Below are 26,162 nucleotides of genomic sequence, written 5' to 3'. Positions count from 1 at the left end.
CCGGTTGCGGTGTTGGGTGGTTGGGCGGCTCGCCAGGCGTGGAGCGTCGTGGCTGGCGTGGCTGCCGCCAGTTGAGGAGGGAAATGGCACGCCTCCTTAAGCTGGTCTCAACAGGCGTTCCTCGGGGCGCATTTTCTAATGGTCGTAGGATTGATCTGTGTCTGGTTTTCCGTAGCGAGCAATTACGCTTAGCGCCTAGCGCGCGTGTCAACATGTGAGTATCAATTGGCTCTCAGCGAGTGCGAGGCCGGCTGCCGAAACTCTGTAGTTGTCCCTGGCGGGCGTGCAGCTCAAGACATGTTTATCGGCATTGCGGCGGCCTACTCCGAGTCTACCTCGATGCAGAATTAAATGCTGCGCGTGCTGATCGGCGAAGACAATTTGGCATGATCGGTTGCCGATTGGGGCGGGCTTTTGTCGGCCGTATGCGAGAGAATGTAGGCATGCGGCAGTTACAGTTGTTCAACACGGTGGAACTGGCGAAAATGCGCGACCGCACCAAGGCCCGAAACTGGTCTCCCGCGGGCGACGAGTTCCGCCGAGAGCACGAGCGTCACCGCGCGTGGGGCCTGCAGCAACGCCATGCCGCCAAGGCCGCTTACCTCCGCCGTGCGCGCCGCGCCGCCGAGAACGCCGAGCCGCGCGACCTTCCCGCCTCATCGTCCACCATGGCCGGGCCGCCGAAAAAGCCGCAGCCGCAGCCGCAGCCGCAGCCGCAGCCGCAGCCGCAGCCGCAGCCGCAGCCGCAGCCGCCAGCTGACAAGGTCTCCCCGCCGCCTCCCGAGGCTGTTGACAACGCGGCAACGACGGCTTGCCAGTCTTCCTCCGGCGGAAGTGACTCCCGCCAACCTGCCATCTCGTCGCACTCAGCGAAACCGCCCGACGGCAAGGCCACCGCAGCGCCCGCAAGCCCAACAACAAGCCGCCCCACCTGCAGACCCGCAACAGGCGGCAGTGAGGGCGGCGGCGCCACTCCGGGCGCGGCGATCAGCCCGACCGCAACTGGCGGCCGCGAGCCAGCCGCAGCGCCCCTGGCCGGCAGGCTGCCCAGCCGCCGAAGACTGCGGCTGGCCGCACCCACCCCAACCACGCGCCCCTCGCCTGCCGAGCCGCCTGGCCAAATCGAGACCCGCAACTGGCGGCAACGACGGCGACCACGACGCCGGTGGCCTGGCGAACTGCCCGGCCACCGAAAACCGCAGCTGGCGGCACCAACGCCAGCCGCGGCGTCGCTCGCCCGGTCAGCTGTTCGGCCACAGCGACACCGCAACTGGCGGCACTCGCCCCGACCACGGCGCCGCTCGCCTGGTCAGTCGCCCGGCCATAGAGCAACCGCAGCTGGCGGCAGTGACAGCGACCACGACGCCGGTGGCCTGGCGGGCCGCCCAGCCGCTGAAGACCGCATCTGGCGGCACCCACGGCGCCGCTCCCCGGTCATAGAACAACCGCAACTGGCGGCAGTGAGAGTGACCACGACGTCCAGGGCCTGGCCAGCCGCCCATCCACCGAAGACCGTATCTGGCGGCACCCACGGCGCTGCTCGCCTGGTCAGCCGCCCGGCCACAGCGACACCGCAACTGGCGGCACCCACCCCGACCACGGCGCCGCTCGCCCGCAAGACGATCGCAACTGGCGGCAGCAACGGCGACCACGACGCCCAGGGCCTGGCAGACGTCCCAGCCACCGCGAGACAGCAGCTGGCGGCACTCACGCCAACCGCGGCTCCGCTAGCCTGGTCAGCCGCCCGGCACAGAACGACCGCAACCGGCGGCAGTAACCGCGACCACGACGCCCAGGGCCTGGCAAGCGTTCCAGCCACCGCGAGACAGCAGCTCTGGCGGCACCCGCCCCCACTACGGCGCCACTCGCCTGGCCACAAAACGACCGCACCTGACGCTCACTGAACCGCTACGGACGCCAGGCCCGCCCCCAGGAGACGGCAGCGCCGGAAGCGGCCCCTAATCGAGCGCCACAGCACCCCCACTGACCCGGACCCCTGGATCCCCAGCAACCAGCGTGACAGTCAGCCGACTGGGCCGCCCAAGGTCATCGCCCTGACGCAGATGCAAGGTCGCATCCGGCCCCACCAGCCGCAACGCCCGCAGATAACCACCGAGCGCCGCCGCAGCCGCCCCGGTAGCCGGGTCTTCCACGACTCCGCCGACCGGGAACGGGTTGCGGACGTCGAAGCTGTCGTCGCCGGTGCGGAAGACCAGCTGGATCGTGGTCCAGCCGCGCGCCTCCATCAGGCTCTTCAGCGCGTCGAAGTGGTAGTCGAGGCGGGCGAGCCGCTCGCGAGAGTTGGCGGCGATGATCGGGTGGTAGGCGCCGGCGTAGGCGACCTGCGGGGGCAGGGCCGGGTCGAGGTCGTCCGCCGACCAGCGCAGGGCGGTGAGCAACGCGGCCAGGGTGGAGCCGGGCAGCTCGTCGATGGTCGGGGCGATGCTGGTCAGGGTCGCCCGGCCGTCCGCGACCACGACGGGCACCTCACCCGCCCTGGTGGTGAACGTGTATTCGCCAGGGCCCAGGGCCACCGCGGTGGCGATGGTGGCGTGGCCGCAGAACGGGACCTCGGCGAGCGGGCTGAAGTACCGCACCCGGTGGTGCCGCTCGGCCAGGGTCCTCGTCACGAACGCCGTCTCCGAGTAGCCCACGTCGGCCGCGATCTTCAGCATGGTCGCGTCGTCCAGGTCGGCCGCGTCCAGCACCACGCCGGCGGGGTTGCCGCCGGCCGGGTCGTCGCTGAAGGCCACGTACCGTCGCACCACAGTCATGCCGCCAGCCTGCCGTCCCGACCCGGCGCTGCCAAGGGCGTGGCACACACCGAAACTAGACCCAGGTCGGCGTCATATCGCCCGCGTACCGGGCGCCCACCCCGCCGGACGGCAGAATTTCGGCGATCGCAGCGAGGTCGTCCGCGGACAGCGACAGGCCGGCGGCGGCGAGGTTCTCCTCGACCCGGGCCGCGCTGCGGCTGCCGGGAATGGGCACGATGTCGTCGCCCTGGGCCAGCAGCCAGGCCAGGGCGAGCTGCGAGACGGTGGCGCCCCGGCCGGCGGCGAGATCGCCCAGGCGCCGTACGGCGTCGAGGTTCTTCTCGTAGTTGCCGGGCTGCCAGCGCGGGTCGTGGCGGCGCATGTCGCTCTCGTCGTACGCCGCGGCCGGCTGGGCCGCGCCGGTGAGGAAGCCCCGGCCCAGCGGCGAGTAGGCGACGAACCCGATGCCCAGCTCGCGCAGCGTCGGGAACAGCTGCTCGACGTCGCGCTCGAACAGCGAGTACTCGGTCTGTAGCACCGACACCGGCTGCACCGTGTGGGCCCGGCGAATGGTGGACGGGCCGGCCTCGCTGAGCCCGAAGTACTTCACCTTGCCGGCGTCGATGAACTCCTTGACCGTGCCGGCCACGTCCTCGATCGGCACGGTGGGGTCGACGCGGTGCTGGTAGAGCACGTCGATCGTGTCCACGCCCAGGTAGCGCAGGCTGTTGTCCACGACCTCACGAATGTGCGACGGGCGGCTGTCGAAGCCGAAGTCGTGGGTGAAGCCGAACTTGGTGGCGATGACGATGTCGTCGCGGAAGTCCCTGACGGCCCGGCCGACGACCTTCTCGTTCTCACCCCACCCGTACAGCTCGGCGGTGTCGAAGAACGTGACGCCCAGCTCGTGGGCCCTGCGGATGGCGGCGATGCCCTGCTGCTCGTCGCCGGGGCCGTAGGCGAGGTTGATGCCCATGGCGCCGTAGCCGAGGGCCGAGACGGTGAGTCCCTGCGTGCCGAGAGTGCGTTGCTGCACGGTCATCTCCCTTGAAGAAGCAGTCAAACCAAACGGTTCGGTTTGACGTTAGCCCGCGATCCCGCAGAAGCCAAGCCGGCCGTAATCTTGTGACCATGGACTCGACCGAGGAGCGCATCGTCGCCGCCGCCACGGCCGAGTTCGCCCGGCACGGCATCGCCGGCGCGCGTGTCGAGCGCATCGCCAAAGAGGCGCGCACCAGCAAGGAGCGCATCTACGCCTACTACCGCGGCAAAGAGGCGCTCTACCGGCACGTCGCCGCGCAGGAGCTCGCGGCCATCGCCGAGGCCACCCGGCTCGACCCGCAGGACCTTCCCGAGTACGCCGGTCGCGTCTACGACTACTTCACGACGCACCCGGAGCAGTACCGCCTGATGATGTGGGGCCAGCTCGAACTGCCGGCCGACGACGCGGCTGACGACCCGGCTGACGACCCGGCCGACGACCCGGCCGACGACCCGGCCGACAACCCGCTTCGCGTCTCGATGGGTCGCAAGATCGAAACCCTCCGGCAGGCTCAGGCGGACGGTCAGCTGGACCCGGGCTGGGACGCCGTCGACATCCTGATGTTCGTCAACCAGATCGCCATGGCCTGGGCCGGGCAGTCCGGCGTCACCCCGGTCCGGCCGGAGACGGCCGAACGCCGCGCGGCGGTTGTGGCCGCGGTGCGGCGGTTGTTCCCGCCGGGCGAGCGGCGGCAGATTGTCACAGGGCCGGAGTAGCGTTCGTGCGGTGACAGATGCACCAACCGCGATCACACCGCCCTCCGACCTTCCGCGCACCCTGGGCGAGCTGCGGGCCTCCGGCCACGAGTTCCGCACCGTCAAGGAAGAGCTGCGCGACAACCTGCTGGCCCGCCTGCGTTCGGGCGAGCCGCGCTTCCCCGGCATCGTCGGCTACGACGACACCGTCCTGCCCGAGGTCGAACGGGCACTGCTGGCCGGGCACGACATGGTCCTGCTGGGCGAGCGGGGTCAGGGCAAGACCCGCCTCATCCGCGGCCTGATCGACCTGCTCGACGAGTGGACGCCGGTCATCACCGGCTCCGAGCTCCACGAACACCCGTACCACCCGCTCACCCCGGCGTCCCGGCGGCTCGTCGCGGAAACCGGCGACCTGCTGCCGATCTGGTGGCTGCACCGCTCCGAGCGCTACGGCGAGAAGCTGGCCACCCCCGACACCAGCGTGGGCGACCTGATCGGCGACGTCGACCCGATCAAGGTGGCCGAGGGCCGCGCCCTGGGCGACCCCGACACGATCCACTTCGGGCTGGTGCCGCGCACCAACCGGGGCATCTTCGCCGTCAACGAGCTGCCCGACCTGGCCGAGCGGATCCAGGTGTCGCTGCTCAACGTGCTCGAGGAACGCGACATCCAGGTCCGGGGCTACCAGCTCCGCCTGCCGCTCGACCTGCTGCTCGTGGCCTCGGCCAACCCCGAGGACTACACCAACCGCGGCCGCATCATCACGCCGCTGAAGGACCGGTTCGGCGCCGAGATCCGCACCCACTACCCGGTCGACCTGTCGCTCGAGACCGAGCTGATCCGGCAGGAGGCCGCGCTGGTGGCCGCCGTGCCGGAACACCTGATCGACGTGCTGGCCCGCTACACGCGTGCGGTGCGTGAGTCGCCGGCGGTCGACGCGCGGTCGGGCATCTCGGCGCGGTTCGCCATCGCGGCCGCCGAGACCACGGCCGCTTCCGCGTTGCGGCGCAGCGGGCTGCGGCAGGAAAGAGAGGCGGTGGCGCGCGTCTGCGACACGGTCTCGGTGACGTCCACGCTGCGCGGCAAGGTCGAGTTCGAGAGCGGCGAGGAGGGGCGCGAGACCGAGGTGCTCGCCCACCTGCTGCGGGTCGCCACGGCCGAGACGTTCCGCGACCGGCTGGCCGGTCTCGACCTGTCCGGCTTCACCGACCTGGTGGCCGAGGGCGCCATCATCGAGACCGGCGACCTGGTCAGCGCCGACGAGCTGCTGGGCCAGATCGGCACGGTGCCGGGGCTGGCCAAGGTGCTCGACCGGCTGGGCCTGGGCGACGCGCCCTCACCGGGGCAGGCGGCGTCGGCCATCGAGTTCGTGCTCGAGGGGCTCCACCTGACCAGGCGGCTGGCCAAGGAGATGACCGACGACGGCCGCACCCTGTACGGGAGCTGATCGCATGGGCGAACGAAGTGAGTCCGTCATCCGGCTCAGGAAGTTTGCTCGCAGAAGCACGGAGCGAAGCGGAGTGCGGACGTGAGAGCCGGACGATTCAGGTACGGCGCGTGGCGGGACGGGCCCGACCCGCTCGCCCCGCCGTACGACGTGCGGGCGGCCGTCGACGAGGTCGGCGAGCGCGTGCTGGCCGGCGACAGCCTGCGCGACGTGCTGCGTGATCTGGTCCGCCGGGGCCCGCAGGACGGCCGCGGGCTCGACGCGTTGCGCGACCGGGCCCGCCGGCTCCGCCGCGAGGCGCTGCGCCGGGGCAACCTCGACGGCGCCGTCACCCGGGCTCAGCAGCTGCTCGACCAGGCCCTCGCGGCCGAGCGCGACGAGCTGACCCGGCGCGACGACGACGCGGCCCGGTTCAGCGAGGCCGTGCTCGACAACCTGCCGCGCTCGACGTCGCGCGCGGTCGAGGAACTGTCCGACTACCAGTGGGCGTCGTCCGAGGCCCAGCAGCTCTACCAGCAGATCCTCGACGGTCTGCGCCGCGAGGTGGTCGAGCAGCGGTTCGCCGGCATGAAGCAGGCGCTGCAGCAGGGCGACCTCGAGGGCGTCTCCGAGATGGTGTCCGACCTCAACGACCTCCTGGCCAAGCACGCCCGCGGCGAGGACACGTCCGACGCGTTCCAGCAGTTCATGGCCAAGCACGGCCAGTTCTTCCCGGAGAATCCGAAGAACGTCGAGGAACTGATCGACTCCCTGGCCCGCCAAGCCGCGGCGGCCGAGCGGCTGATGCGATCGTTGTCGCCGCAGCAGCAGGAAGAGCTGTCACGCCTGATGGACCAGGCGCTGGGCGACGGGCCGCTGCGCGGTCAGCTCGGCGAGCTGACCGACAACCTGCGGGCGTTGCGGCCCAACCTCAACTGGGGTCGCGGCGAGCGCATGCGGGGTCCGCAGGATCTGGGCTACGGCGACGCGGCGGCCGCCCTCGGCGAGATCGGCGAGCTCGACGAGCTGCTCGACCAGCTCGGGCAGGAACATCCGGGGGCCACGCTCGACGACGTGGACGTCGAGATGGTCGAGCGCCAGCTCGGCCGGGGCGCGGCCGACGACGTCCGCCGGTTGCGCGAGCTCGAACGCGAGCTCAGCCGGCAGGGGTGGGTCACCCGCGACTCGGAGGGCCTGACGCTTTCGCCCAAGGCGCTGCGGCGGCTCGGCCGTACGGCGCTGGCTCAGGTCTTCGACGATCTGTCGGGCCGCAAGCAGGGGCAGCACGACCTGCGCGACGCGGGCGCGGCGGGCGACCTGATCGGCTCGTCGCGGCGCTGGGAGTTCGGCGACGAGCAGCCGCTCGACGTGGTGCGCACGATCGGCAACGCGGTACGGCGGCGGGCAGCCGGGGGCGGCGTGGGCGTGCTGCCCGTACGCCTCGAGCCCGACGACTTCGAGGTGGCCGAGACCGAGCGGCGGGCGTCGGCGGTGGTCGCGCTCTGCGTCGACCTCTCCTACTCGATGTACGCCGACGGCCGCTGGGGCCCGATGAAACAGACCGCGCTGGCCCTGTCGCACCTGGTCGCGACCCAGTTCCCGCAGGATTCGCTGCAGATCATCGGCTTCGGCAAGTACGCCAACGCGCTGTCGCAGGGGCAGCTGGCCGCGATCGACCCGACGGCCGAGAAGGGCACCAACCTGCAGCACGCGCTCAAGCTGGCGGGCCGGCACCTGCGCCGGCACCCGGGCGCCGAGCCGGTGGTGCTGGTGGTGACCGACGGCGAGCCCACGGCCCACCTCGAACCGGACGGCGAGGCCATGTTCTGGTGGCCGCCGCTGCCCGAGACGATCCGGGCCACCATCCATGAGGTCGACCACCTGACCCGCTTCGGGGCCACGCTCAACTTCTTCATGCTGGGCGAGGACGACGGCCTGCAGAGGTTCGTGGCCGCGGTGGCCGAACGCAACGGCGGCCGGGTGTTCAGCCCGGACGCCGACGAGCTGGGGCGGTACGTGGTCGACGACTACGTGCGGGCCCGGCGCGGAAGGCGCTGATCCGTCATCCGTGCCGCGCGACTGATCAATCTGGTGTTGCTGCTGCAGTCGCGCGGCACGATGACGGCGGCCGAGATAGCCGCTGAGCTGGAGGTCTCGGAACGCACGGTCTATCGCGACGTCGTCGAACTGTCGTCGGCCGGGGTGCCGGTCTACGCGTCCCAGGGCCGCACCGGCGGCTACCAGCTGGTCGACGGCTATCGCACCCGGCTGACCGGGCTGTCCCGGGCCGAGGCCGAGGCGTTGTTCCTGGCCGGGCTGCCCGGTCCGGCGCGGGAGCTGGGGCTGGGCGAGCCGGCCCGCACGGCGCAGCTGAAGATGCTGGCGGCCCTGCCGCCCGGGTTGCGCGACGCGTCGTCGATCGCCGGGCAGCGGTTCCACCTCGACGCCCCCGGCTGGTTCCACGACCCGCGGACACCGCCCGTGCTGGGCGAACTGGCCCAGGCCGTGTGGCAGGACCTGGAACTCACCATGCGGTACAAGCGCCACGACGAGGTGACGCGGACGGTCGAACCGTACGGCCTGGTGTTGAAGAACGGCGTCTGGTACCTGGTCGGCCGGGTGGGGGAGAGCCTGCGCTCCTACCGTGTGGACAGGATCACCGAGGTGACGCCGACCGGGCGGACGTTCGAGCGCGACCCCGGGTTCGACCTGCCGTCGTTCTGGGCGGCCCGGGCGGTCGAGTTCGTCCGGCAGATGCTGCGGGACGAGATCACGATCCGGCTGTCGCCCGACGGGCTGCGCCTGCTGCGGTTCGCGGTGGAAGAGGTCGCGGTGCAAGCGGCGGTGACGGACGAGCCCGGCCCGGACGGTTGGGTCCGGACCCGGCTCCCCGTGGAATCGCTCGACGTGGCCTACACCTACATGTTGCGGCTCGGACCGGAGGTCGAGGTGCTGTCACCTCCGTCACTGCGGTCGCGGATGGCTTCCGCCGCGGAGAAGACGAGCGCGCTCTACCGGTAACCGGTCACGTCAGCCGGTTTGCCGGGGTCCTGCACCTCGACCAGGTAGCGCCAGGCGTCGGGCCGGCTGCCGTCGAGGTCGGTGAAGCCGTACACCTGAGCCAGTTCGCCGCTCGAGACGGACTTGCCGTTCCACCGGGCCTTGCCGGCGTCGCCGGCGAGGGCGGCCACGGCCCGTCCGACGTACGCCGGGGATTCGGAGATCGCGAAGTGCGGCTCCTTGGCGGTGGCGTCACGCCAGTTCTCCTCGGTGACGCCGAAGCCGTCGAGCATCATCTCCGAGCGCAACCAGCCCGGCGTCAGCGCGACCGCGGTTCCGCCGTGCGGCGCCAGCTCCTGCGACCACGCGAACGCCAGCCGGTTGACGCTCGACTTGGCCAGGTCGTAGAAGACCGACAGGCGGTAGTTCTTCTCGTTGTACGCGGTCGTGCCGTCGCCCATCTCGATGACGAGGCCGCCCGGCTGGCGGATGAGCAGCGGCATCGCGTAATGGGCGGTGACGATGTGCGTGTCGACGGCCAGCCGCAGCAGCCGGAAACCCTTCTCGAGCGACTGCTCCCACACCGGCTTGTGCCAGGTGGCCAGCGGATCGCCGCCCCACACATCGTTGACCAGCACGTCGAGTCTTCCCTGCTCGCGGTCGATCCGCCGGACGAGCGCGTCGACCTGCTCGGGCGCCAGATGGTCGACGGCCACCCCGATGCCCTGCCCGCCGGCCGCCGTGACGAGGTCGGCCGTCTCCTCGATGGTCTCCGGGCGGTCCATCTCCGAGCGCTTGCCCCGGGTGCTGCGCCCGGTCGCGTACACGGTCGCGCCGGCCGCTCCGAGCTGCACCGCGATCTGACGCCCGGCGCCCCGGGTCGCCCCGGCGACGAGCGCCACCTTGCCCTGCAAAGGTTGTTCTGCCATGCGAGCCATGCTCGCGGCAAAACCTGACAACCGGTGGCACCCTTTACCGGGGAACCTAAGCTGCGCGGCATGATCAGCGGCACGCGGGACGAGTTGCTCACCCACCTGGCCGACCTCGCCGGAGCGGTGACCCGGCCGCACCCGGCGCGGGTCGCGGTCGACGGACGGCCCGCGGCGGGCAAGACCACGCTGGCCGATGAACTGGCCGGGGTGCTGCGCGCGCGGGGCCGCGAGGTGATCCGGACGTCGATCGACAGCTTCCTGCGGCCCCGGGCCGAGCGCTATCGGCGCGGCGAGTTCTCGGTCGAGAGCAACTACCAGGACTCCTTCGACTTCGACGCCCTGCACCGGCTGCTGCTCGGACCGCTCGGCCCCGGTGGTGACCGGCGCTATCAGCCGGCGATCCGGGACCGGGCCACCGATGTCCCGGTGAACCTGCCGTTCCGGGAGTCCGCGCCGGATGCCGTGCTGGTGTTCGACGGGGTGTTCCTCATGCGCCCGGAGCTGGACGACCAGTGGGACCTGCGGCTGCTCGTGTCCACCTCGTTCGAGGTCACGCTCGACCGTGCGCGGATCCGCGACCAGGCCGAATACGGCTCGACGACGGTGGTCGAGCGGCGGTTCCACCACCGGTACCGTCCCTCGCAGCAGCACTACCTCGACACGGTCCGCCCGGCCGAGCGGGCCGATGTCGTCGTCCACAACGACACGCCGGAGCAACCGCGCTGGGAAGTCCGGCAGCAATGAACTAGGTTCCTAGGACGGCGCACGCGGTGTGCGACACGTGACGGGTCCGCGACGGTGATTCTGAAGCTCGTTATAGTTGCTCCGCGAGTGGCCGGTCGGGGGTCCGGGCGTCGGGGGACGCATGCATCCGGGCAGTGCCGTGCGGCTCGCCGGGGATGCGGCCGGGAAGCCCGGCGCCTGAGGGGGAGAGGAAGTCGCGATGTCGCAGCAGCCTGCGCCGTCCACTGTTTCCGCTCCTTCCAACCGGATCTGGACGATTCCCAACGTCATCAGCTTCATCCGGCTGCTGGGCGTGCCGCTCTTCCTCTATCTGCTGCTCGGTCCGCAGCACGACGTGGCCGCGGTGATCGTGCTGGCCGTCGGCGGCACGACCGACTGGGTCGACGGCTTCGTGGCCCGGCGGATGAACTCGGTCAGCCGGCTCGGTGAGCTGCTCGACCCGTTCGCCGACCGCCTCTACATCCTGGCCACGCTGATCGGCTTCACCGTGCGCGGCGTGGTGCCGTACTGGCTGACCGGCGCTCTGTTGCTGCGCGAGCTGGTGCTGGGCATCGCGCTGCTGGTGCTGCGGCGCCACGGGTACGGCCCGCCGCCCGTCCACTACGTCGGCAAGACCGGCACGTTCGTGCTGCTGGCGGCGTTCCCGGTGATCCTGCTGGCCCGTGCCGTGCCGTCGATCGACCCGTGGGCCGGACCCCTCGGCTGGGGGCTCGCCTGGTGGGCCCTCGGGCTGTACTGGGCTGCCGGCGTGCTGTATCTGCTGCAGGCGACCCGGCTGGTGCGGGCCTCCCGGGTGGCGGCCTGATGACCGACCCGCCCGGCGAGAAGGGCGAAGAGGTGCAGCCGCCGAAGCGGGTCTTCGCGCCCGACTTCCTCACCGAGTTGTTCCGCAACCCGCTCGACCCCGGCTACGCCGACGCCGCGGCCCGCAAGCAGCGTGAGGGCGAGCCCACCGGCACGCCCAAGGCGCTGCGCAGCGCGTCCCTCGCGGTCGCCCTCGTGGTGCTCGGCTTCCTGCTGGTCGTGGCGTATCAGCAGACCGTCGCGGAGGAGCCGGCCCGCACCACGGCCCGCGCCGAGCTGATCGACCAGGTCAAGAACCGTCGCGAGACCACCACCGAGCTGCAGGAGCGCGCCGACCGGCTGGCCGACGAGGTGTCGCAGCTGCGGGAACGCGAACTCGGCGGCGAGGCGGCCCGGAAGATCGAGGACACCGAGGCCGCGACGGGGCTGGCGCCGGTGCGGGGCTCGGGCGCCAAGATCACCGTGGCCGACGGGCCGACCCCGATCAACCCGGTCACCGGCGAGCGCAACACCGCGGCCCGGGTCAAGGACTCCGACCTGCAGCTGGCCGCCAACGCCCTGTGGTCGCTGGGGGCCGAGGCGATAGCGGTCAACGGGCAGCGGCTGACCGCGACGTCGACGATCCGGCAGGCCGGTGAGGCGATCCTGGTCGACCTGAGCCCCGTCACCACGCCGTACGAGGTGTCGGCGATCGGCCCCGACGAGCTCGCGCGCGACTTCCACGACAGCTACGCGGGCCGGTTCTTCGAGCAGCTCGCGGCCAAGTACGGGATGTCGTTCGACGCCCGCCCGGCCGAGGACCTGCGGCTGGAGGCGGCGACCGAGCTCAAGCTGCGGGTCGCCGAACCGTCCGTCGCGCCGTCGGCCCCGCCGTCCGCACCCTCCACCTTTCCCTCCGGCTCGCCGTCCACCCCGGCCGGGTCGTCCCGCCCATCGTCGGAAGGCGGCCGATGATCGCCGTACTTGCCCTGATAGCCGGTGTCGCCCTGGGCATCGTGTTCCATCCCACCGTGCCGCCCGAGCTGGCGCCGTACCTGCCGATCGCGGTGGTGGCGGCCCTGGACGCGGTGTTCGGCGGGGTGCGGGCCAAACTCGACGGCATCTTCGACGACAAGCAGTTCGTCGTCTCGTTCATCTCGAACGTGCTGGTGGCGGCCCTCATCGTCTATCTCGGCGACCAGCTCGGGGTGGGCACGCAACTGTCCACCGGCGTCGTCGTCGTGCTCGGCGTCCGCATCTTCGGCAATGTGGCGGCGATCCGCCGGCACCTGTTCCGGGCGTGAGTGGCATGACCGACAAGAACGACCACGACCACGACGCCGAGCCGGGCATGCCCACGGCCGGTCGCCGGCCGCTGCCCGTCGAGAACGAGGCCGACGAGGTCACCCAGCTGCTGGGCGCCGACAGCGAGGGGCCGACGGTGGAGACGCCGCGCAAGGCCCTGCTCGACCCGACGACGGTCGATCTCGACGGGCCGACGCGGCGGCTGTCCCTGCCGGCGCCGTCACCCGAACCGGTGACACCGGCCGAGGCCATCCCGCCCACGGCGACACCGGCCGACGACGCACGCGTGAATCCACCGCCCACGACGGCGCCGGCGGACGACATGCCCACGGCGGCGACGACCCGTGACATGCACGAGAGTGCGCCGATGGACGCAGCGGCGGGTGACGACCTGCGGGGGGACGCACCGCCGAGGGCTGAGCGGCCAGAAGTCGTACCAGAAAAAGCTCCGCCACCGAAGGCGGGCATCCTGCGCCTGCTCGGCAAGCGCCCGTCGAGTCCTGCGGGCCTGCTGATCCTGGCGTTGCTGGCGTTGTTCGGGTTCACGCTGGTGGTGCAGCTGCGCAGCAACGACGGCGACGACGGGCTGGCCAGCGCCCGGCAGGAGGATCTCGTCCGGATCCTGAGCGATCTGGAGGCGCGCGACAGCCGGCTGCAGAGCGAGATCAGCGCCCTGGAGACCAGCCAGCGCCAGCTGACCTCCGGGGTGGCGGGCCGCCAGGCGGCGCTCGCCGAGGCCGAGAAGCGGGCCGACGAGCTGGGACTGCTGGCCGGCACGGTCGCCGGCCGCGGGCCGGGTCTGCGGATCGTGATCGACGGGGTGAAGGCCTCGGCGATCCTCAACACCGTGCAGGAGCTGCGCGGCGCCGGCGGCGAGGTCATGCAGATCGCCGGGGCCGGGGGCAAGGCCGTCCGGATCGTGGCGTCCAGCTACTTCGTGGACGCCGAGGGCGGCGGCATCATCGTGGACGGCGACCAGCTGCCCGGGCCGTACGTGCTGACCGTGATCGGGGTGCCTCAGGTCATGCAGACCGCGTTGCAGATCCCCGGCGGGGTGGTCGCGTCGGTGAACTCCGGCGGCGGTAGCGTGACGTTGGAACAACGGACCTTGGTCGAAGTGACCGCGGTGCGTGACGCCACGACATTGCAATACGCACGGCCGGCGTCCTGAAAGGTGCGCCGGGGATTGATAAAAACGGGAGAGAACGCGTGATTCCTGAGGACCTGCGGTACACGGCTGAACACGAGTGGGTGGCCGGAGACGGCAGCGGGCCCGTGCGCGTGGGCATCACCCACTTCGCGCAGGACGCGCTGGGCGACATCGTCTTCGTCGACCTGCCCGAGGAGGGCGCCGAGGTGACGGCGGGCGAGACGTTCGGCGAGGTCGAGTCGACCAAGAGCGTCTCCGAGCTCTACGCGCCGATCTCCGGCACGGTCGTGTCCAAGAACGCTTCGCTGGGCGACGAGCCGGAGCTCATCAACGCCGAGCCCTATGCGGCCGGGTGGCTGGTGGAAATCGCGCCGGCCGATCCGGATGCGGTCGCGCAGCTGCTTGACGCGAACGCATACAAAGCTTTGACGGAGAGCTGACGCAAGTCAGTGTGTCCGGTTGCCCCGCGATATTGGCGCTGACTAGGCTCGCGGGGCACCACGTTTGTTATGCCTATAGAAAACCGATAGTCGTGCGTCCAAGCCTTCCGGCTGCGGCGGGGGAGACCCGTGCCGCGAGGCGACGACCAACTGATCCGCGAGGTGGTCCATGACGCGCCCAGACGACGAGTTCCCCCCACTCGACGTCACGTCCACGCTGAACCTCGGAGCCCTCGACGAGGTGCTCGAGGGTCCCGACACCGACGTGGTGCCGAGCCGTATGTCCGGCTCGCTCCCGCCCGGGATGGCGCTGCTGGTGGTGCGCCGGGGTCCCAATGCGGGTGCACGCTTCCTGCTCGACCACGACGTGACGACAAGTGGACGGCATCCTGACAGTGACATCTTCCTCGACGACGTGACGGTGTCCCGCCGCCACGCCGAGTTCCACCGCGACGGCGGCACCTTCACGGTGCGCGACGTGGGCTCGCTGAACGGCACGTACGTCAACCGCGAGCGGGTCGAGGCGGCCACGCTCAGCAACGGCGACGAGGTCCAGATCGGCAAGTTCCGGCTGGTGTTCATCGCCGGCCCGCGGCCCGAGGGAGAGGGCAACTAGCAGTGAACGCGTCGGGGGCGGCGGCACGCGACCCGGGGGCCTCGCGCCCCCAGGGCGGGCGTGAGCAAGCGCTGATGAGCATCGGGGAGGTGCTGGCCCATCTGCGCACCGAGTTCCCCGACACCACGATCTCCAAATTGCGGTTCCTGGAGGCGGAGGGTCTGGTCGATCCCCAGCGCACCGCCTCCGGGTACCGCAAGTACTCGTGGAACGACATCGCGCGCCTGCGTTTCGTGCTGACGGCGCAGCGCGACCAGTACCTCCCGTTGCGGGTCATCCGCGAGCAGTTGGAACAGATGGAGTCCGAGCCGGTGGCGCCCAGCCGCCCGGCTCTGGTCGCCGTGGGCGCCGAGAAGGCGGCCGATCCGTCCGACACCCGGGTTCCCCGGGAGGATGTGATGGAACGCACGGGCGCCTCCGCCGAGGTGCTCGACGAGCTCGAGCGGATGGGCCTGGTCACGGCGCGGCCGCCGGGATGGTACGACGGCGACGCCGTGGTCATCGTCGAGGTGGTCGTCGGTCTGACCCGGTACGGGCTGGAATTGCGCCACCTGCGAGGTTTCCGGGCCGCCTCGGACCGCGAGGTCGGCCTGTTCACGCAGTTGCTGGCGCCTCTGGTGCGGCAGAGCGACCCGGCGGCGCGTGCCCGGGCCAACGAGACCGCCCGCGAACTGCAGGCGCTCTCGCAGCGTCTGCACGCCGCTCTGGTCCGGGCCGGACTGCGCGGCGAACTCGGGCGTTGAGGCGCTTTTTAGGGGTATGCCGCAGCGGTGGGAAGCTCACTCCGTGCGTGTAACGTGCAGGTGAGGTGCAAATGCGGGGCGAGAACGACACGGAGGCGGGGCTGTGCGCGAGCTTAGCGTGGTCGGAGTTCGGGTGGAGCTACCCAGCAACCAGCCGATCGTCCTGCTGCGGGAGGTGGACGGCGATCGCTACCTGCCCATCTGGATCGGCGCCGTCGAGGCGACCGCCATCGCGTACGAGCAACAGGGTGTCAAACCGGCCCGGCCGCTGACACACGATCTGCTGCGCGACATCCTGACGGCGCTCGAGGCGCCGCTGACCGCGGTCGAGATCACCGAGCTCAAGGACAACGTCTTCTACGCCGACCTGCTGATCGGTGAGGACGTGCGGGTCTCGGCCCGCCCGAGCGACTCGATCGCGCTCGCGCTGCGGGTCGGCGCGCCGATCCGCTGCGCCGAGCAGGTGCTCACCGAGGCCGGCATCGTCATCCCCGACGAGCAGGAGGACGAGGTCGAGAAGTTCCGCGAGTTCCTCGACCAGGTGCGCCCCGAAGACTTCGCCGGCTGATCCTCGCTGTCGATCTTCGCGTCTGATCAGAAGCGGCCAGAAACCACCTGAGTGATCGACAACTGCCTCGCTCCCGCGCGGCGTGTCGCCGCGTTACTTCTCTGTTTCCGCGGGCGCTGAGATATACGCTCGTGAAGTCCAGGTGAAGCGGCGGCACCGCGCAGCGGGGAGGTGGTCGCGTGCACGAGCAGCCTCTTGAACAAGATGGTCCCCTCGTCGGCGAGGACGGCTCGGTCGGATATCGCGGAGTCACGGCGTGTCAGGCGGTGGGCATCAGCTACCGCCAGCTCGACTACTGGGCGCGTACGACGCTCGTGGTCCCGAGCATCCGCGACGCGTCGGGCTCGGGCACCCAGCGGCTCTACTCGTTCCGCGACCTCGTGGTCCTCAAGGTGGTCAAGCGCCTGCTCGACGCCGGGGTCTCGCTGCAGAACATCCGCCGGGCGATCGAGGCGCTGCGCTCGCGCGGCGTCGACGACCTGGCCGGCATCACGCTGATCTCCGACGGCACCACGGTCTACGAGTGCCGCTCGCCGGAAGAGGTCGTCGACCTGCTCCAGGGCGGTCAGGGCGTGTTCGGCATCGCCATCGGCGGCGCCTTCAAGGAGATCCAGGGTTCGCTGTCCCACCTGCCGGCCGAGCCCGCGGGCGGCCCGGTGCCGCTCGGCGCCGAGCCCGAGCCGGCCGCCGGCGACGAGCTGGCGGCGCGACGGGCCCGCCGCCGCGCCGGGTGACCTTGCCGTTCCGGCAAGTTTGGTTGGCGTGTTCCGGGGTGTGCCGCAGGCTGGGCGCATGAGCGACGAACAAGCGTGGGACGCCCGGTACCACGAGAACACCCACATCTGGAGCGGCAAGCCGAATGTCGTGCTGGTGCGCGAGGTCGGTGACCTGCCGCCCGGCACGGCCCTCGACCTGGGGTGCGGCGAGGGCGGCGACGCGATCTGGCTGGCGAAGCGGGGCTGGCGGGTGACCGCCGTGGACATCTCGGGGGTGGCTCTCGCCCGGGCCCAGGAGCACGCCGATGATGCCGGGGTCAGCGTCGAGTGGCGCAAGCACGACCTGCTCAACGACTTCCCGGACGGGACGTACGACCTGGTCAGCGCGCAGTTCCTGCACTTCTGGGGCGCGTTCGACCGGGAGAGCATCCTGCGCCGGGCGGCGGCCGCGGTGGCGCCGGGCGGCATCCTGCTGATCGAGGGGCACATGGACACCGGGCCGGTGCGCCGCCCCGAGCACCAGAACGCGCCCGACCTGCCTGGGCCGGACCAGGTGATCGAACGGCTCGAGCTGGACGAGGGCTGGGACGTGCTGCTGTCCGAGGTGCACCCGCGCGAGCACATCATCGACGGGGTCGCGCACGAACGCTCGGACAACACGGTGAAACTTCGCCGCCGGGCCCGGGAGAAGCTGTAGCGTCGGTAGGCGTGATCCCGCAGCACTTTCCGCTCTATCTGCGCGAACTCGGCGCCTCTCCGGCCGACGACAAGGTCTGGCTGGTCGTCGGCTGGATGCCGGATACGGTCTCCGGGCTGCCCCGCCAGCCGGTGGCCCTGCTGTGCGACGGCGATGTGGAAGAGCCGCGCGTCCTCGAGAAGACCTCCGTCTATCGCGTGCTGGGCTCCAGTCGGCACTGAGCGTGCCCGTGACATGACCTCAGGTGTTGTCTATGCTTCGGGTGCCTGAAGCCCGGGATCTGGGGGACGTGACGTGCCGCTGCCTACCGCGAAATCACCCGCTCCGCGCCCGCTCGACGAGGCCCGCCGGAGCCCCATCGACCAGATCGGACGCGCCGCCTCCGCGACCATCGTGCGGCGCATAGTCCAGCTGGATCGGTCCAGGGACCGTTCCGAGGTGACGCCCTTCTCGTCGGGGATCTGACCCTCAGGTGGACGGCCTGTGGCGCCCGCTGCGCCACTTCGTGCTGAAGGTCCACAGCCGCTGCGATCTCGCGTGCGATCACTGCTACATCTACGAGCACGCCGACCAGTCCTGGCGCGGGCGGCCCGTCGCGATGGCGCCGGAGACGGTGCGCGCCGCGGCCGGCCGCATCGCCCAGCACGCCGCGCGGCACGGCCTGGCCCGGGTGGGCGTGGTTCTGCACGGCGGCGAGCCTCTGTTGCTCGGCGTCCGGCGGCTGCGCGGCGTCCTCGAGGAGCTGCGCGGCACGATCACCAGTGTGTGCGAGCTCGACCTGCGGATGCAGACCAACGGCGTACGGCTGGACGCCGCGACCTGCGAGCTGCTGCTCGAGCACCAGGTGCGGGTCGGGGTGTCGCTCGACGGCGGCCGGGCCGACAACGACCGGCACCGGCGCTACCGCAACGGCGCCTCCAGCCACACGCGGGTGCTCGATGCCCTGCAACTGCTGCGCCGGCCCCGGTACCGCCCGCTCTACGCCGGTCTGTTGTGCACGGTCGACCCGGCCAATGAGCCCGAGGCGGTCTACGAGGCGCTGCTGGCCGAGCGCCCGCCCCGCGTCGACCTGCTGCTGCCGCACGCCACCTGGGATCAGCCCCCGGCGCCGGTGGGCTCGTGGCTGCGCGCCTTCCACGAGCGCTGGGCCGCCGACGGCCGCCCGGTCCCGGTCCGGCTGTTCGACTCGATCCGGTCCCTGGGCCTGGGCGGCCCGTCCGGCACCGAGGCGGTCGGCCTGGACGACGGCGACGTGGTGGTGATCGAGACGGACGGGGCGTGGGAGGAACCCGACTCGATGAAGACCACCGAGCCCGGCGGCGGCGCCACCGGGCTGACCGTGTTCGACGCATCGGCCGACGACGTGACCGAGCTGCCCGCGATGCGCCGCCGCCGGTCCGGACTGGCGGCGCTGTCGGCCACCTGCCGGGCCTGCGAGGTCGTGGGCCAGTGCGGCGGCGGCCTGACCGCCCACCGTTGGAGCGCGCGCAACGGCTTCGACAACCCCTCGGTGTACTGCGACGACCTGAAGGAGCTCATCATCGCGATCAACGAGCATCCCGGTCCGGTCGCGGGCGACCTCGGCGCGCTCCCGGCGGACGCCTTCGACGGTCTGGGTTACGGCTACGGCGACGCGGCCACGGTCGCGCTGCTGGCCGACGCCGAGCTGGCCGTCAACCGGGCCCTGCTGGGCGAGGTGGTGGGGGAGACGGCGGCCGGCGGGCAGCTGCTGGCCGAGCTGGAACGGCGCGCGCCCGAGGTCTTCGACGAGGTGCTGCGGCATCCGTTCGTGCGGTCGTGGGCGGTCAGCTGCCTCGACGGCGGCGGGTCGGACTGCGACCCGGACTGGGCGGCCGCGATCGCGGCGGCCGTCGCCGTGCGGGCCGGCATCGAGGTCGAGGTGCCGGTGCGGGCCCACGGCGGGCGCATCCACCTGCCCACAGTCGGGTTCTTCGCCGCGCCGGCGGCCGAGGTCACGGTGGTCCCCGGGCCGGGCGGGTTCACGCTGCGCTGGCCCGGCGGCCGGACGCAGGTGCCGGGGAACCGGAACGGCTGGCACGCCGCCCGGTGGGTCACGGTCGACGGCGCGCGGATCCTGCTCGAGGACGCCGACCCCTACCGCGACCGCCTGGAGCACGCCGCGGCCGGGCACCTCGACGCCGAGGCCGCCGGCGGCTGGTCGGCCGTGCTCGAGCGGGCCTGGGGCCACCTCGCCGCCGACGCCCCCGAGCAGCTCGGCGGTCTGCGCCAGGGCGTGCGGGCGATCGTCCCGCTGGCTCCCGCGCCCGACGGCACCCTGCGCAGCGCCACATCGCGGCACGCGTTCGGCGCCCTCGGGCTGGCCCGCGCCGACGACCCGGCCGCGGTGGCCGTGCTGCTCGTCCACGAGTTCCAGCACACCAAGCTGGGCGCGGTGCTCGACCTGATCGACCTGGTGCCCGAGGACGCCGTGGCCGAGCGGCTGCGCGTCGGCTGGCGGTCCGACCCCCGCCCGGTCGAGGCGGCCCTGCAGGGGGCGTACGCCCATCTGGCCGTGGCCGACATCTGGCGGCGCCGCGACAACCGCGAGCTGTTCCGGATGTACCGCGACTGGACCGCCGAAGCCATCGACGCGCTGCGCTCCGGCGACCGCCTCACCCCGGCCGGGTCCCGCTTCGTGGCCCGCATGGCCGACACCGTGAACGGCTGGGGCGCCTGATCCGCCACTGTCCCTCGTGGAGGTTGCGATCACATGGTTGACTGAGCGTCTTGTGGCACAGGATGTGAGCGTGGCAGAGGCGGCCGAGCGGGAGGATCCCGCGGCGCCGGTCTTCTTCCTGAGCTACTGGCGGCCCGATCCGCCGGCGTTCGGGGCCGGCCCGCCGCGCGAGGCCAACCGGTTCGTCATGCGCTTCTTCGACGACCTCACCGAGGACGTCAACAACCTGATCGGCTCGGTGCCCGGGCGCGACCCGGGTTTCCTCGACGTCACCCGCGGCGGGGGCGAACTGTGGGAGCGGCGGCTGCTGCACGCGGCCGGCACCTGCCAGGTCTTCATCTGTCTGCTCTCGAGCCCGTACCTGTCGGGCAGCGAATGGTGCGCGCGGGAATGGGACCTGTTCTCGCGCCGGCAGGTGGTGCCCCGGCAGGGCCCCGCGGCGCACGACGAGAGCGCGATGGTCCCCGTGCTGTGGACGCCGCTGACCGATCCGCTGCCGCCGGCCGTCGCCGGCGTCAACCTGTTCATGCCGACCCGGCTGCGCGACGACTTCCGCGCCGACTACCAGGCTGAGGGGCTCCTGGGCCTGCTGCGCACCGGCAAGGAACCGATCTACCAGGCCATCGTCTGGCGCATCGCGCAGCACGTCGAACGCGTCCGCCGGCACTACCGGGTCGAGCCGCTGCACGTGCCCGGGCCCGGTGACCTGCGCACCACCTTCGAAAGGGGTGGCCGATGACGCAGCCGCGCTACTACTTCTACCTCAGCTACGGCCACTCGGTGCGGCTGCGCGCCGACGACCGTCCCGACACCGACCACTGGGCCGGCCAGCTGTTCACCGAGCTGTCGGCCGAGGTGGCCCGGCTGGTCGGCGCCGACCGGCGCACCCCCGTCGGCTACTACGACGACCTCGTGCAGCCCATGGCCGACTGGAAGACCGCGCTGGCCGACGTGCTGAGCAGCACCGACGTCTTCGTCTCGCTGCTGTCTCCGGGGTACTTCAACAAGTCGTGGCCGCTGCGGGAGCGGGCCTCGTTCATCAGCCGCTACGCCGACCCGGCGATGGCCGAGCGCTTCCTGGTGCCGGTGCTCTGGGTGCCCTGGCCGCCCTGGGAGCACGAGCGCGAGAAGGGCGCGGCGCTGCGGCTCGGCGCGGGCATTCCCGAGTACGCCGAGGAGGGCCTGCAGGCCATGTCGAGGCTCAGCCTCTACCGCCGGCAGTACCGCACGATCGTCCGGCGGCTGGCCTACCGGATCGTCACCCTGGCCGCCGACGCCCCGCGCCCTGCCCCCCTGGCCGTCGCCATCGACGAGGTCAGCGCGGAACCGACCGCGGCCAGCGAGATCGTCTTCACCGTGGCCGTGCTCGCCCCGGGGCGGGCCGACCTGCCGGCGGGCCGCTCGGCCGGGTCCTACGGCACGACGGCGCGCGCCTGGACCCCGTACCGGGACCTGCAGCACTTCCCGGTCGCCGAGTACGTCGCCAATGTGGCCGAACGGCTCGGCCAGCCCACCCGCATCATCGACCGGCCGGGCGACCTGGCCGAGCTCGGGCAGGGCGCGGCGCTGGTGCTGATCGACCCGTGGACGGCTGCCGCCCCCGACGGTGCGGAACGGCTGGCCGGGCTGGCCGGGCGCATCCCCGAGTGGGCGACCGTGCTGCTGGTGGCCGACCGTTCCGATCCCGAGTACGCCGCGCGCGGCGCCACCCTGCACGCCACCGTGGCCGATACCCTCGTCACGGCCGGGGTGGCCCGCAGCCGGATCACGCTGCTGCGCGACGCCGACCGCCTGGTCGAACGGATGCCGTCCATCATCGACCAGGCCTGCACCGCGTACCGCCGGAACGCACCGGTGTTCCTGCCCAAGGGCGCCGACTCGACCCTGCCCAGGATCACGGGGGAACCAGCATGACGGACGGCCGCGACGGCAAGGTCGTCACGTTCTATTCGTACAAGGGTGGCACCGGGCGCACGATGGCCCTGGCCAATGTGGCCTGGATTCTGGCCGCCAACGGCAAGCGGGTGCTGGTGGCCGACTGGGACCTCGAATCGCCCGGCCTGCACCGCTTCTTCCGGCCGTTCATCGACCCCGAGGCGCTGGCCGGCTCCGGTGGCGTGATCGAACTGGTCCGCGGCTACGAGCAGGCCACCCTGCAGGACGTGGAGCGCGACGACGACTGGCACCGCGACTACGCCCGGGTCAGCCGGCACGCCTTCACGATCGGCTGGGACCGGTTCCCGGACGGCGGCACCCTCGACTTCCTGGCGGCGGGCAGCCAGAACCAGGACTACGCGCGCAGCGTCTACGAGCGCGACTGGGACGAGTTCTACGAGCGGCTGGGCGGCGGCCAGCTGTTCGACGCGCTGCGCGACGACATGAAACGGCACTACGACTACGCCCTCATCGATTCCCGCACCGGGTGGAGCGACGTCGCGGGCATCTGCACGGTGCACATGCCGGACGTGCTGATCGACTGCTTCACGTTCAGCGAGCAGGGCATCGACGGCGCCGCCACGGTGGCGGCCAACGTCTCGTCGCAGCAGGGCCGCCGGCAGATCAGGATCCTGCCGGTGCCCATGCGGGTCGACCTGGCCGAGCTGAAGCGGGCCGACGCGGGCCGGGTCGCCGCCCGGCAGCGGTTCACCGGGCTCCCCGGCGGCATGTCGACGGCCGAGCGCGACGCCTACTGGTCCACCGTCGAGGTGCCGTACGTGCCCTTCTACGCGTACGAGGAGACCCTGGCCACCTTCGGCGACCGGCCCGGCTCGCGCAGCTCCATGCTGGCCGCCTACGAGACGCTGACCGGGTACATCACCGGCGGCGAGATCACCTCGCTGCCCCCCATGGAGGAGTCGCTGCGCGAGCGCACGGCGGCCCGGTTCGTGCGCCCGACGATCCTGCCCGAGTCGACGATCGCGCTGCGCTACGCGCCCGACGACCGGGTGTGGGCCGAATGGATCGGCAAGGTACTCGAGACCGCGGGCGTCACCGTCAACGCGGTCGCCGTCGACCCGGACGCCGACAACGCCCGCACGCCCGCGGGACGCGTCCTCACCGTGGTGTCGGCGGCCAACGCGCTCGCCGAGCGGGCCCGCGTCCCCCGCGACCGCAGCGATCCCCGTACGCCGCTGGTCGCCTACGTCTCCGACGTGAGCGCGCTGCGCGGGCAGCCCGAGAGCGACTCGGCCTTCCTGTCCGGCCAGGCCGAGGAGGTCGCCGTCACCCGGCTGCTGCGGCTGGTCGGGCACCCGGTCGACGACTTCGACCGCAGCCGCATCGGGTTGCGCTACCCCGGCCGCTCCACCGTGCTGTTCAACGCCCCCATCCGCAACGTCCAGTTCACCGGCCGCGAGAAGGACCTGCAGGACCTGCGGGCCAAGCTGCTGGCCAGCGGCAGCCCGGTGGTGCTCTCGGGAGCGTCGCCGGTGGCGTTGCAGGGCATGGGCGGCATCGGCAAGACCCAGGTGGCGATGGAGTACGCGCACCGGTTCCGCAACGCGTACGACTTCGTCTGGTGGATCGACGCCGACCCGGTGACCTTCGTCGACACCCAGCTGTCCGACCTCGCCCGCGAACTCGGCCTGGCCCCCGACGGCGGCATCGCCGACCAGGCCCAGGCCGTGCTGAGCGCGCTGCGCCGCGGCCGCACGCTGAGCCGCTGGCTGGTCATCTTCGACAACGCCGAGGACATCGCGGTGGTCAGCCGCTTCCTGCCCAGCGGCCCCGGCGGCCATGTCATCGTCACCTCGCGCGACGCCGGCTGGGGTGAACACGCCCAGACCGTGCCGGTCGACGTCTTCGACCGCCGCGAGAGCATCGCCCACCTGCGGCGGCGGGTGCCCAGCCTGCGCGCCGACGACGCGTCCCGCCTGGCCGAGCTGCTGGGCGACCTGCCGATCGCCGTGGCCGCCGCGGGCGCCTGGCTGGCCGACACCGGCGCCCCGGTCGAGGACTATCTGCGCCACATCGACCAGTACGGCCCGGCCAACCTCGAATCGGTGTGGGACCTGTCGCTCAAGCGGCTCGAGGAGCGCTCGGCCGCGGCCTACCGGCTGCTCACCCTGTGCTCGGTGCTGGCGCCCCAGATCGCCCTCGACCTGATCTACAGCGACCGGATGGCCGACCTGCTCCGCCCGCTCGACCCGATGGTCACCGACGCCATGTACCGCGGCTCGCTGATCCAGCAGATCAACCGGCTCGCCCTGCTCAAGCTGGACGTCGGCGGCGGCCAGATCCACGTGCACCGCATCGTGCAGCACGTGGTGCGCCAGCGGATGACGCCCGAGCAGATCGAGGAGGCCCGCCGTCAGGTGCACCTCGTGCTGGCCGCGGCCCGGCCCACCGGCGAGGTCGACGATCCGGAGAACTGGCCGCGGTTCCGGCAGCTCTGGCCGCACCTGGAGGTCTCCCGGGCGTACCTGTCCCGCGAGGAACCGGTCCGGCGCCTGATCATCGACCGGGTCCGCTACGTGTGGCAGTCCGGCGGCTACAACGACGGCCGCCGCCTGGCCGAGGAGTACGTGCGCCGCTGGACCGAGCTGCGCGACCAGCTCACCGACCCGGCCGAGCGCGACTCGCTCAGCCGGCAGCTGCTCTATCTGCGCTTCAACCTGGGCAACATCGTCCGCGACCGGGCCGACTTCGCCGAGGCCCGTGCCCTGGACGAGCAGGTGCTGACCGAGCAGCGCGACCTGCTGGGCGAGACCCACCCGCACACGCTGACCACGGCCGGCGGCCTGGGCGCCAGCCTGCGCGCGCTGGGCCTGTACGCCGACGCGCTGCGCCTCGACGAGCGGACGACGGCGGCCTGGGTCGAGAACTTCGGCGAGGACCAGCTGCGCACGATGATGGCGATGAACAACCTGGCCAGTTCCCTGCGCCTGTCGGGCCGGGTGCGCGAGGCCCGCGACCGCGAGCGGCGCCTGTACGAGCGCTGCACCCTGGTGCTGGGCGAGAACCACATCCTGACCCTGCAGGTCGGCAACAACTACGGCCGCGACCTGCGCGAGGCCGGCGAGTACGTCGAGTCGATCACCTTGCTCCAGGACGTCCTGGCCCGGCACCGCCGCGCGTTCGGCGACAACGCCCCCAAGACGTACAGCACGATGACCAACCTCGCCGTCTCCGAACGCAGCGCCGGCCGCACCCGCGAGGCCGCGAACCGCCTCGACCTGGCCTACGACAACCTGAACCGCCTGCTCGGCCCGGACGGCCCGGAGACCCTGGCCTGCCGCCTGTCCCGCGCGGTGAACCTGCTGGCCACCGGCGAACCGGACACGGCCGGCGACGAGATGGCCCGCGTCGAGCGCTCGTACCGCACCCGCCTGGGCGCCTCCCACCCGCACACCCTGACCTGCCTGAACAACCGCGCGACGGTGGCCCGCGCCCTGAGCGACCTGGGCACGGCACGGCGGCTGGCGCGCGAGGCGGCCGAGGGCTTCGACCGCAGGCTGGGCCGCGACCACCCGTACACCCTGGCCGCCCGCATGAACCTGGCCATCTTCACGGCCGAGTGGGGCGCGGTCCCCGACGCGTACGACATGATCGTGCCCGTCGTGGCCGGCATCGAACGCCTGCTGGGCCACAGCCACCCCGACACGGCCCGCGCCGAAGTCAACCTCTCCCTGATCAAGGCCGACGTCGAGGGCCACGACCCGGCGGTGGAACGCGAGGCCGTCCGCCGCCTGCGCGACCTCCTGGGCGACAACCACCCCGCCGTCGAGGCCCTGCGCGAGGGCCGCTACGTCCACCGCACCCTCGACCCGCACCCGTTCTGAGCCACTGGCGCCGTGCTCGGCACCGGCCGGCAACCAGGACATGGCACTACCAACGTGCACGTCTTCCC

At 71.8% G+C, this 26,162-nt stretch carries 23 protein-coding genes; 20 read left to right on the top strand and 3 right to left on the bottom strand.

All coding sequences use genetic code 11. The features are described from left to right. Positions 1-1,958: 1,958 nt before the first annotated feature. Both LXN57_RS21620 and LXN57_RS21615 read right to left on the bottom strand, forming a co-directional pair. Positions 1,959-2,774 carry a PhzF family phenazine biosynthesis protein gene (locus tag LXN57_RS21620; protein ID WP_251799982.1) on the bottom strand — a complete coding sequence of 272 codons (816 nt, stop codon included), beginning with the start codon at positions 2,772-2,774 and terminating at the stop codon, positions 1,959-1,961. Between the two features lie 55 nt (positions 2,775-2,829). Then, on the bottom strand, positions 2,830-3,792 hold the full coding sequence (locus tag LXN57_RS21615) for an aldo/keto reductase (RefSeq protein WP_251799981.1): 963 nt from the start codon (positions 3,790-3,792) through the stop codon (positions 2,830-2,832). 95 nt (positions 3,793-3,887) lie between these two features. Here LXN57_RS21615 and LXN57_RS21610 point away from each other — a divergent pair, with 95 nt between their 5' ends. The 4 genes from LXN57_RS21610 (at position 3,888) to LXN57_RS21595 (ending at position 8,943) form a co-directional block, all read left to right on the top strand. Further along, positions 3,888-4,514, top strand: coding sequence for a TetR/AcrR family transcriptional regulator (locus LXN57_RS21610; RefSeq protein ID WP_251799980.1), 627 nt, complete (start codon positions 3,888-3,890; stop codon positions 4,512-4,514). Between the two features lie 10 nt (positions 4,515-4,524). Further along, positions 4,525-5,943, top strand: a complete 1,419-nt coding sequence (locus LXN57_RS21605; RefSeq protein ID WP_251799979.1) for a sigma 54-interacting transcriptional regulator — start codon at positions 4,525-4,527, stop codon at positions 5,941-5,943. 81 nt (positions 5,944-6,024) lie between these two features. Beyond that, positions 6,025-7,980, top strand: a complete 1,956-nt coding sequence (locus LXN57_RS21600; protein WP_251799978.1) for a VWA domain-containing protein — start codon at positions 6,025-6,027, stop codon at positions 7,978-7,980. A gap of 33 nt (positions 7,981-8,013) precedes the next feature. Further along, positions 8,014-8,943: a helix-turn-helix transcriptional regulator gene (locus tag LXN57_RS21595; RefSeq protein WP_507185053.1), complete on the top strand. Its 930-nt coding sequence runs from the start codon at positions 8,014-8,016 to the stop codon at positions 8,941-8,943. Here LXN57_RS21595 and LXN57_RS21590 read toward each other — a convergent pair. Then, positions 8,934-9,851 carry an SDR family oxidoreductase gene (locus LXN57_RS21590; protein ID WP_251799977.1) on the bottom strand — a complete coding sequence of 306 codons (918 nt, stop codon included), beginning with the start codon at positions 9,849-9,851 and terminating at the stop codon, positions 8,934-8,936. The two genes, LXN57_RS21595 and LXN57_RS21590, sit on opposite strands and share 10 nt — an antisense overlap. A gap of 69 nt (positions 9,852-9,920) precedes the next feature. On the opposite strand from LXN57_RS21590, the gene LXN57_RS21585 reads away from it, so the two are divergent. The 16 genes from LXN57_RS21585 (at position 9,921) to fxsT (ending at position 26,094) form a co-directional block, all read left to right on the top strand. Then, positions 9,921-10,598, top strand: a complete 678-nt coding sequence (locus LXN57_RS21585; protein WP_251799976.1) for a nucleoside/nucleotide kinase family protein — start codon at positions 9,921-9,923, stop codon at positions 10,596-10,598. A gap of 199 nt (positions 10,599-10,797) precedes the next feature. Continuing rightward, positions 10,798-11,403, top strand: a complete 606-nt coding sequence (gene clsA / locus LXN57_RS21580) for a cardiolipin synthase ClsA (protein WP_251799975.1) — start codon at positions 10,798-10,800, stop codon at positions 11,401-11,403. Next, positions 11,403-12,356 (top strand): DUF881 domain-containing protein, encoded by a 954-nt coding sequence (locus LXN57_RS21575; RefSeq protein ID WP_251799974.1) that lies wholly within the window; start codon positions 11,403-11,405, stop codon positions 12,354-12,356. Before clsA ends, LXN57_RS21575 begins: the two co-directional genes overlap by 1 nt. Next, the gene (locus tag LXN57_RS21570) at positions 12,353-12,685 is read left to right on the top strand and encodes a small basic family protein (RefSeq protein ID WP_221377406.1); all 333 of its coding nucleotides are present in this window, start codon (positions 12,353-12,355) and stop codon (positions 12,683-12,685) included. Before LXN57_RS21575 ends, LXN57_RS21570 begins: the two co-directional genes overlap by 4 nt. Positions 12,686-12,690: 5 nt before the next feature. Next, positions 12,691-13,857, top strand: a complete 1,167-nt coding sequence (locus tag LXN57_RS21565; protein WP_251799973.1) for a DUF881 domain-containing protein — start codon at positions 12,691-12,693, stop codon at positions 13,855-13,857. 38 nt (positions 13,858-13,895) lie between these two features. Then, a complete protein-coding gene (gcvH, locus tag LXN57_RS21560; RefSeq protein ID WP_251799972.1) occupies positions 13,896-14,276 on the top strand; it encodes a glycine cleavage system protein GcvH in 381 nt (126 codons plus the stop codon). A 169-nt stretch (positions 14,277-14,445) separates the two neighbouring features. Then, positions 14,446-14,892, top strand: coding sequence for an oxoglutarate dehydrogenase inhibitor Odhl (gene odhI, locus LXN57_RS21555; RefSeq protein ID WP_203813631.1), 447 nt, complete (start codon positions 14,446-14,448; stop codon positions 14,890-14,892). Between the two features lie 74 nt (positions 14,893-14,966). Then, a complete protein-coding gene (gene ftsR, locus LXN57_RS21550; protein ID WP_251799971.1) occupies positions 14,967-15,635 on the top strand; it encodes a transcriptional regulator FtsR in 669 nt (222 codons plus the stop codon). 103 nt (positions 15,636-15,738) lie between these two features. Next, on the top strand, positions 15,739-16,203 hold the full coding sequence (locus LXN57_RS21545; RefSeq protein ID WP_221377409.1) for a bifunctional nuclease family protein: 465 nt from the start codon (positions 15,739-15,741) through the stop codon (positions 16,201-16,203). Between the two features lie 179 nt (positions 16,204-16,382). Continuing rightward, the gene (locus LXN57_RS21540; protein ID WP_251799970.1) at positions 16,383-16,937 is read left to right on the top strand and encodes a MerR family transcriptional regulator; all 555 of its coding nucleotides are present in this window, start codon (positions 16,383-16,385) and stop codon (positions 16,935-16,937) included. 58 nt (positions 16,938-16,995) lie between these two features. After that, positions 16,996-17,616, top strand: coding sequence for a class I SAM-dependent methyltransferase (locus tag LXN57_RS21535; protein WP_251799969.1), 621 nt, complete (start codon positions 16,996-16,998; stop codon positions 17,614-17,616). Positions 17,617-17,627: 11 nt separating this feature from the next. Continuing rightward, the gene (locus LXN57_RS21530; protein WP_251799968.1) at positions 17,628-17,837 is read left to right on the top strand and encodes a hypothetical protein; all 210 of its coding nucleotides are present in this window, start codon (positions 17,628-17,630) and stop codon (positions 17,835-17,837) included. Between the two features lie 251 nt (positions 17,838-18,088). After that, positions 18,089-20,314 (top strand): FxsB family cyclophane-forming radical SAM/SPASM peptide maturase, encoded by a 2,226-nt coding sequence (locus LXN57_RS21525; protein WP_251799967.1) that lies wholly within the window; start codon positions 18,089-18,091, stop codon positions 20,312-20,314. Positions 20,315-20,384: 70 nt separating this feature from the next. Continuing rightward, positions 20,385-21,053, top strand: coding sequence for a TIR-like protein FxsC (locus LXN57_RS21520; RefSeq protein WP_251799966.1), 669 nt, complete (start codon positions 20,385-20,387; stop codon positions 21,051-21,053). Next, positions 21,050-22,228, top strand: coding sequence for an FxsC protein (fsxC, locus tag LXN57_RS21515; protein WP_251799965.1), 1,179 nt, complete (start codon positions 21,050-21,052; stop codon positions 22,226-22,228). Before LXN57_RS21520 ends, fsxC begins: the two co-directional genes overlap by 4 nt. Next, complete coding sequence (gene fxsT, locus LXN57_RS21510; RefSeq protein ID WP_251799964.1) at positions 22,225-26,094, top strand: FxSxx-COOH system tetratricopeptide repeat protein; 3,870 nt, start codon at positions 22,225-22,227, stop codon at positions 26,092-26,094. Before fsxC ends, fxsT begins: the two co-directional genes overlap by 4 nt. Positions 26,095-26,162: the final 68 nt, after the last annotated feature.

The organism is Paractinoplanes hotanensis (assembly GCF_023717965.1).
Taxonomy (GTDB): domain Bacteria; phylum Actinomycetota; class Actinomycetes; order Mycobacteriales; family Micromonosporaceae; genus Actinoplanes; species Actinoplanes polyasparticus.
This window is presented reverse-complemented; position numbering and strand designations above follow the sequence as displayed.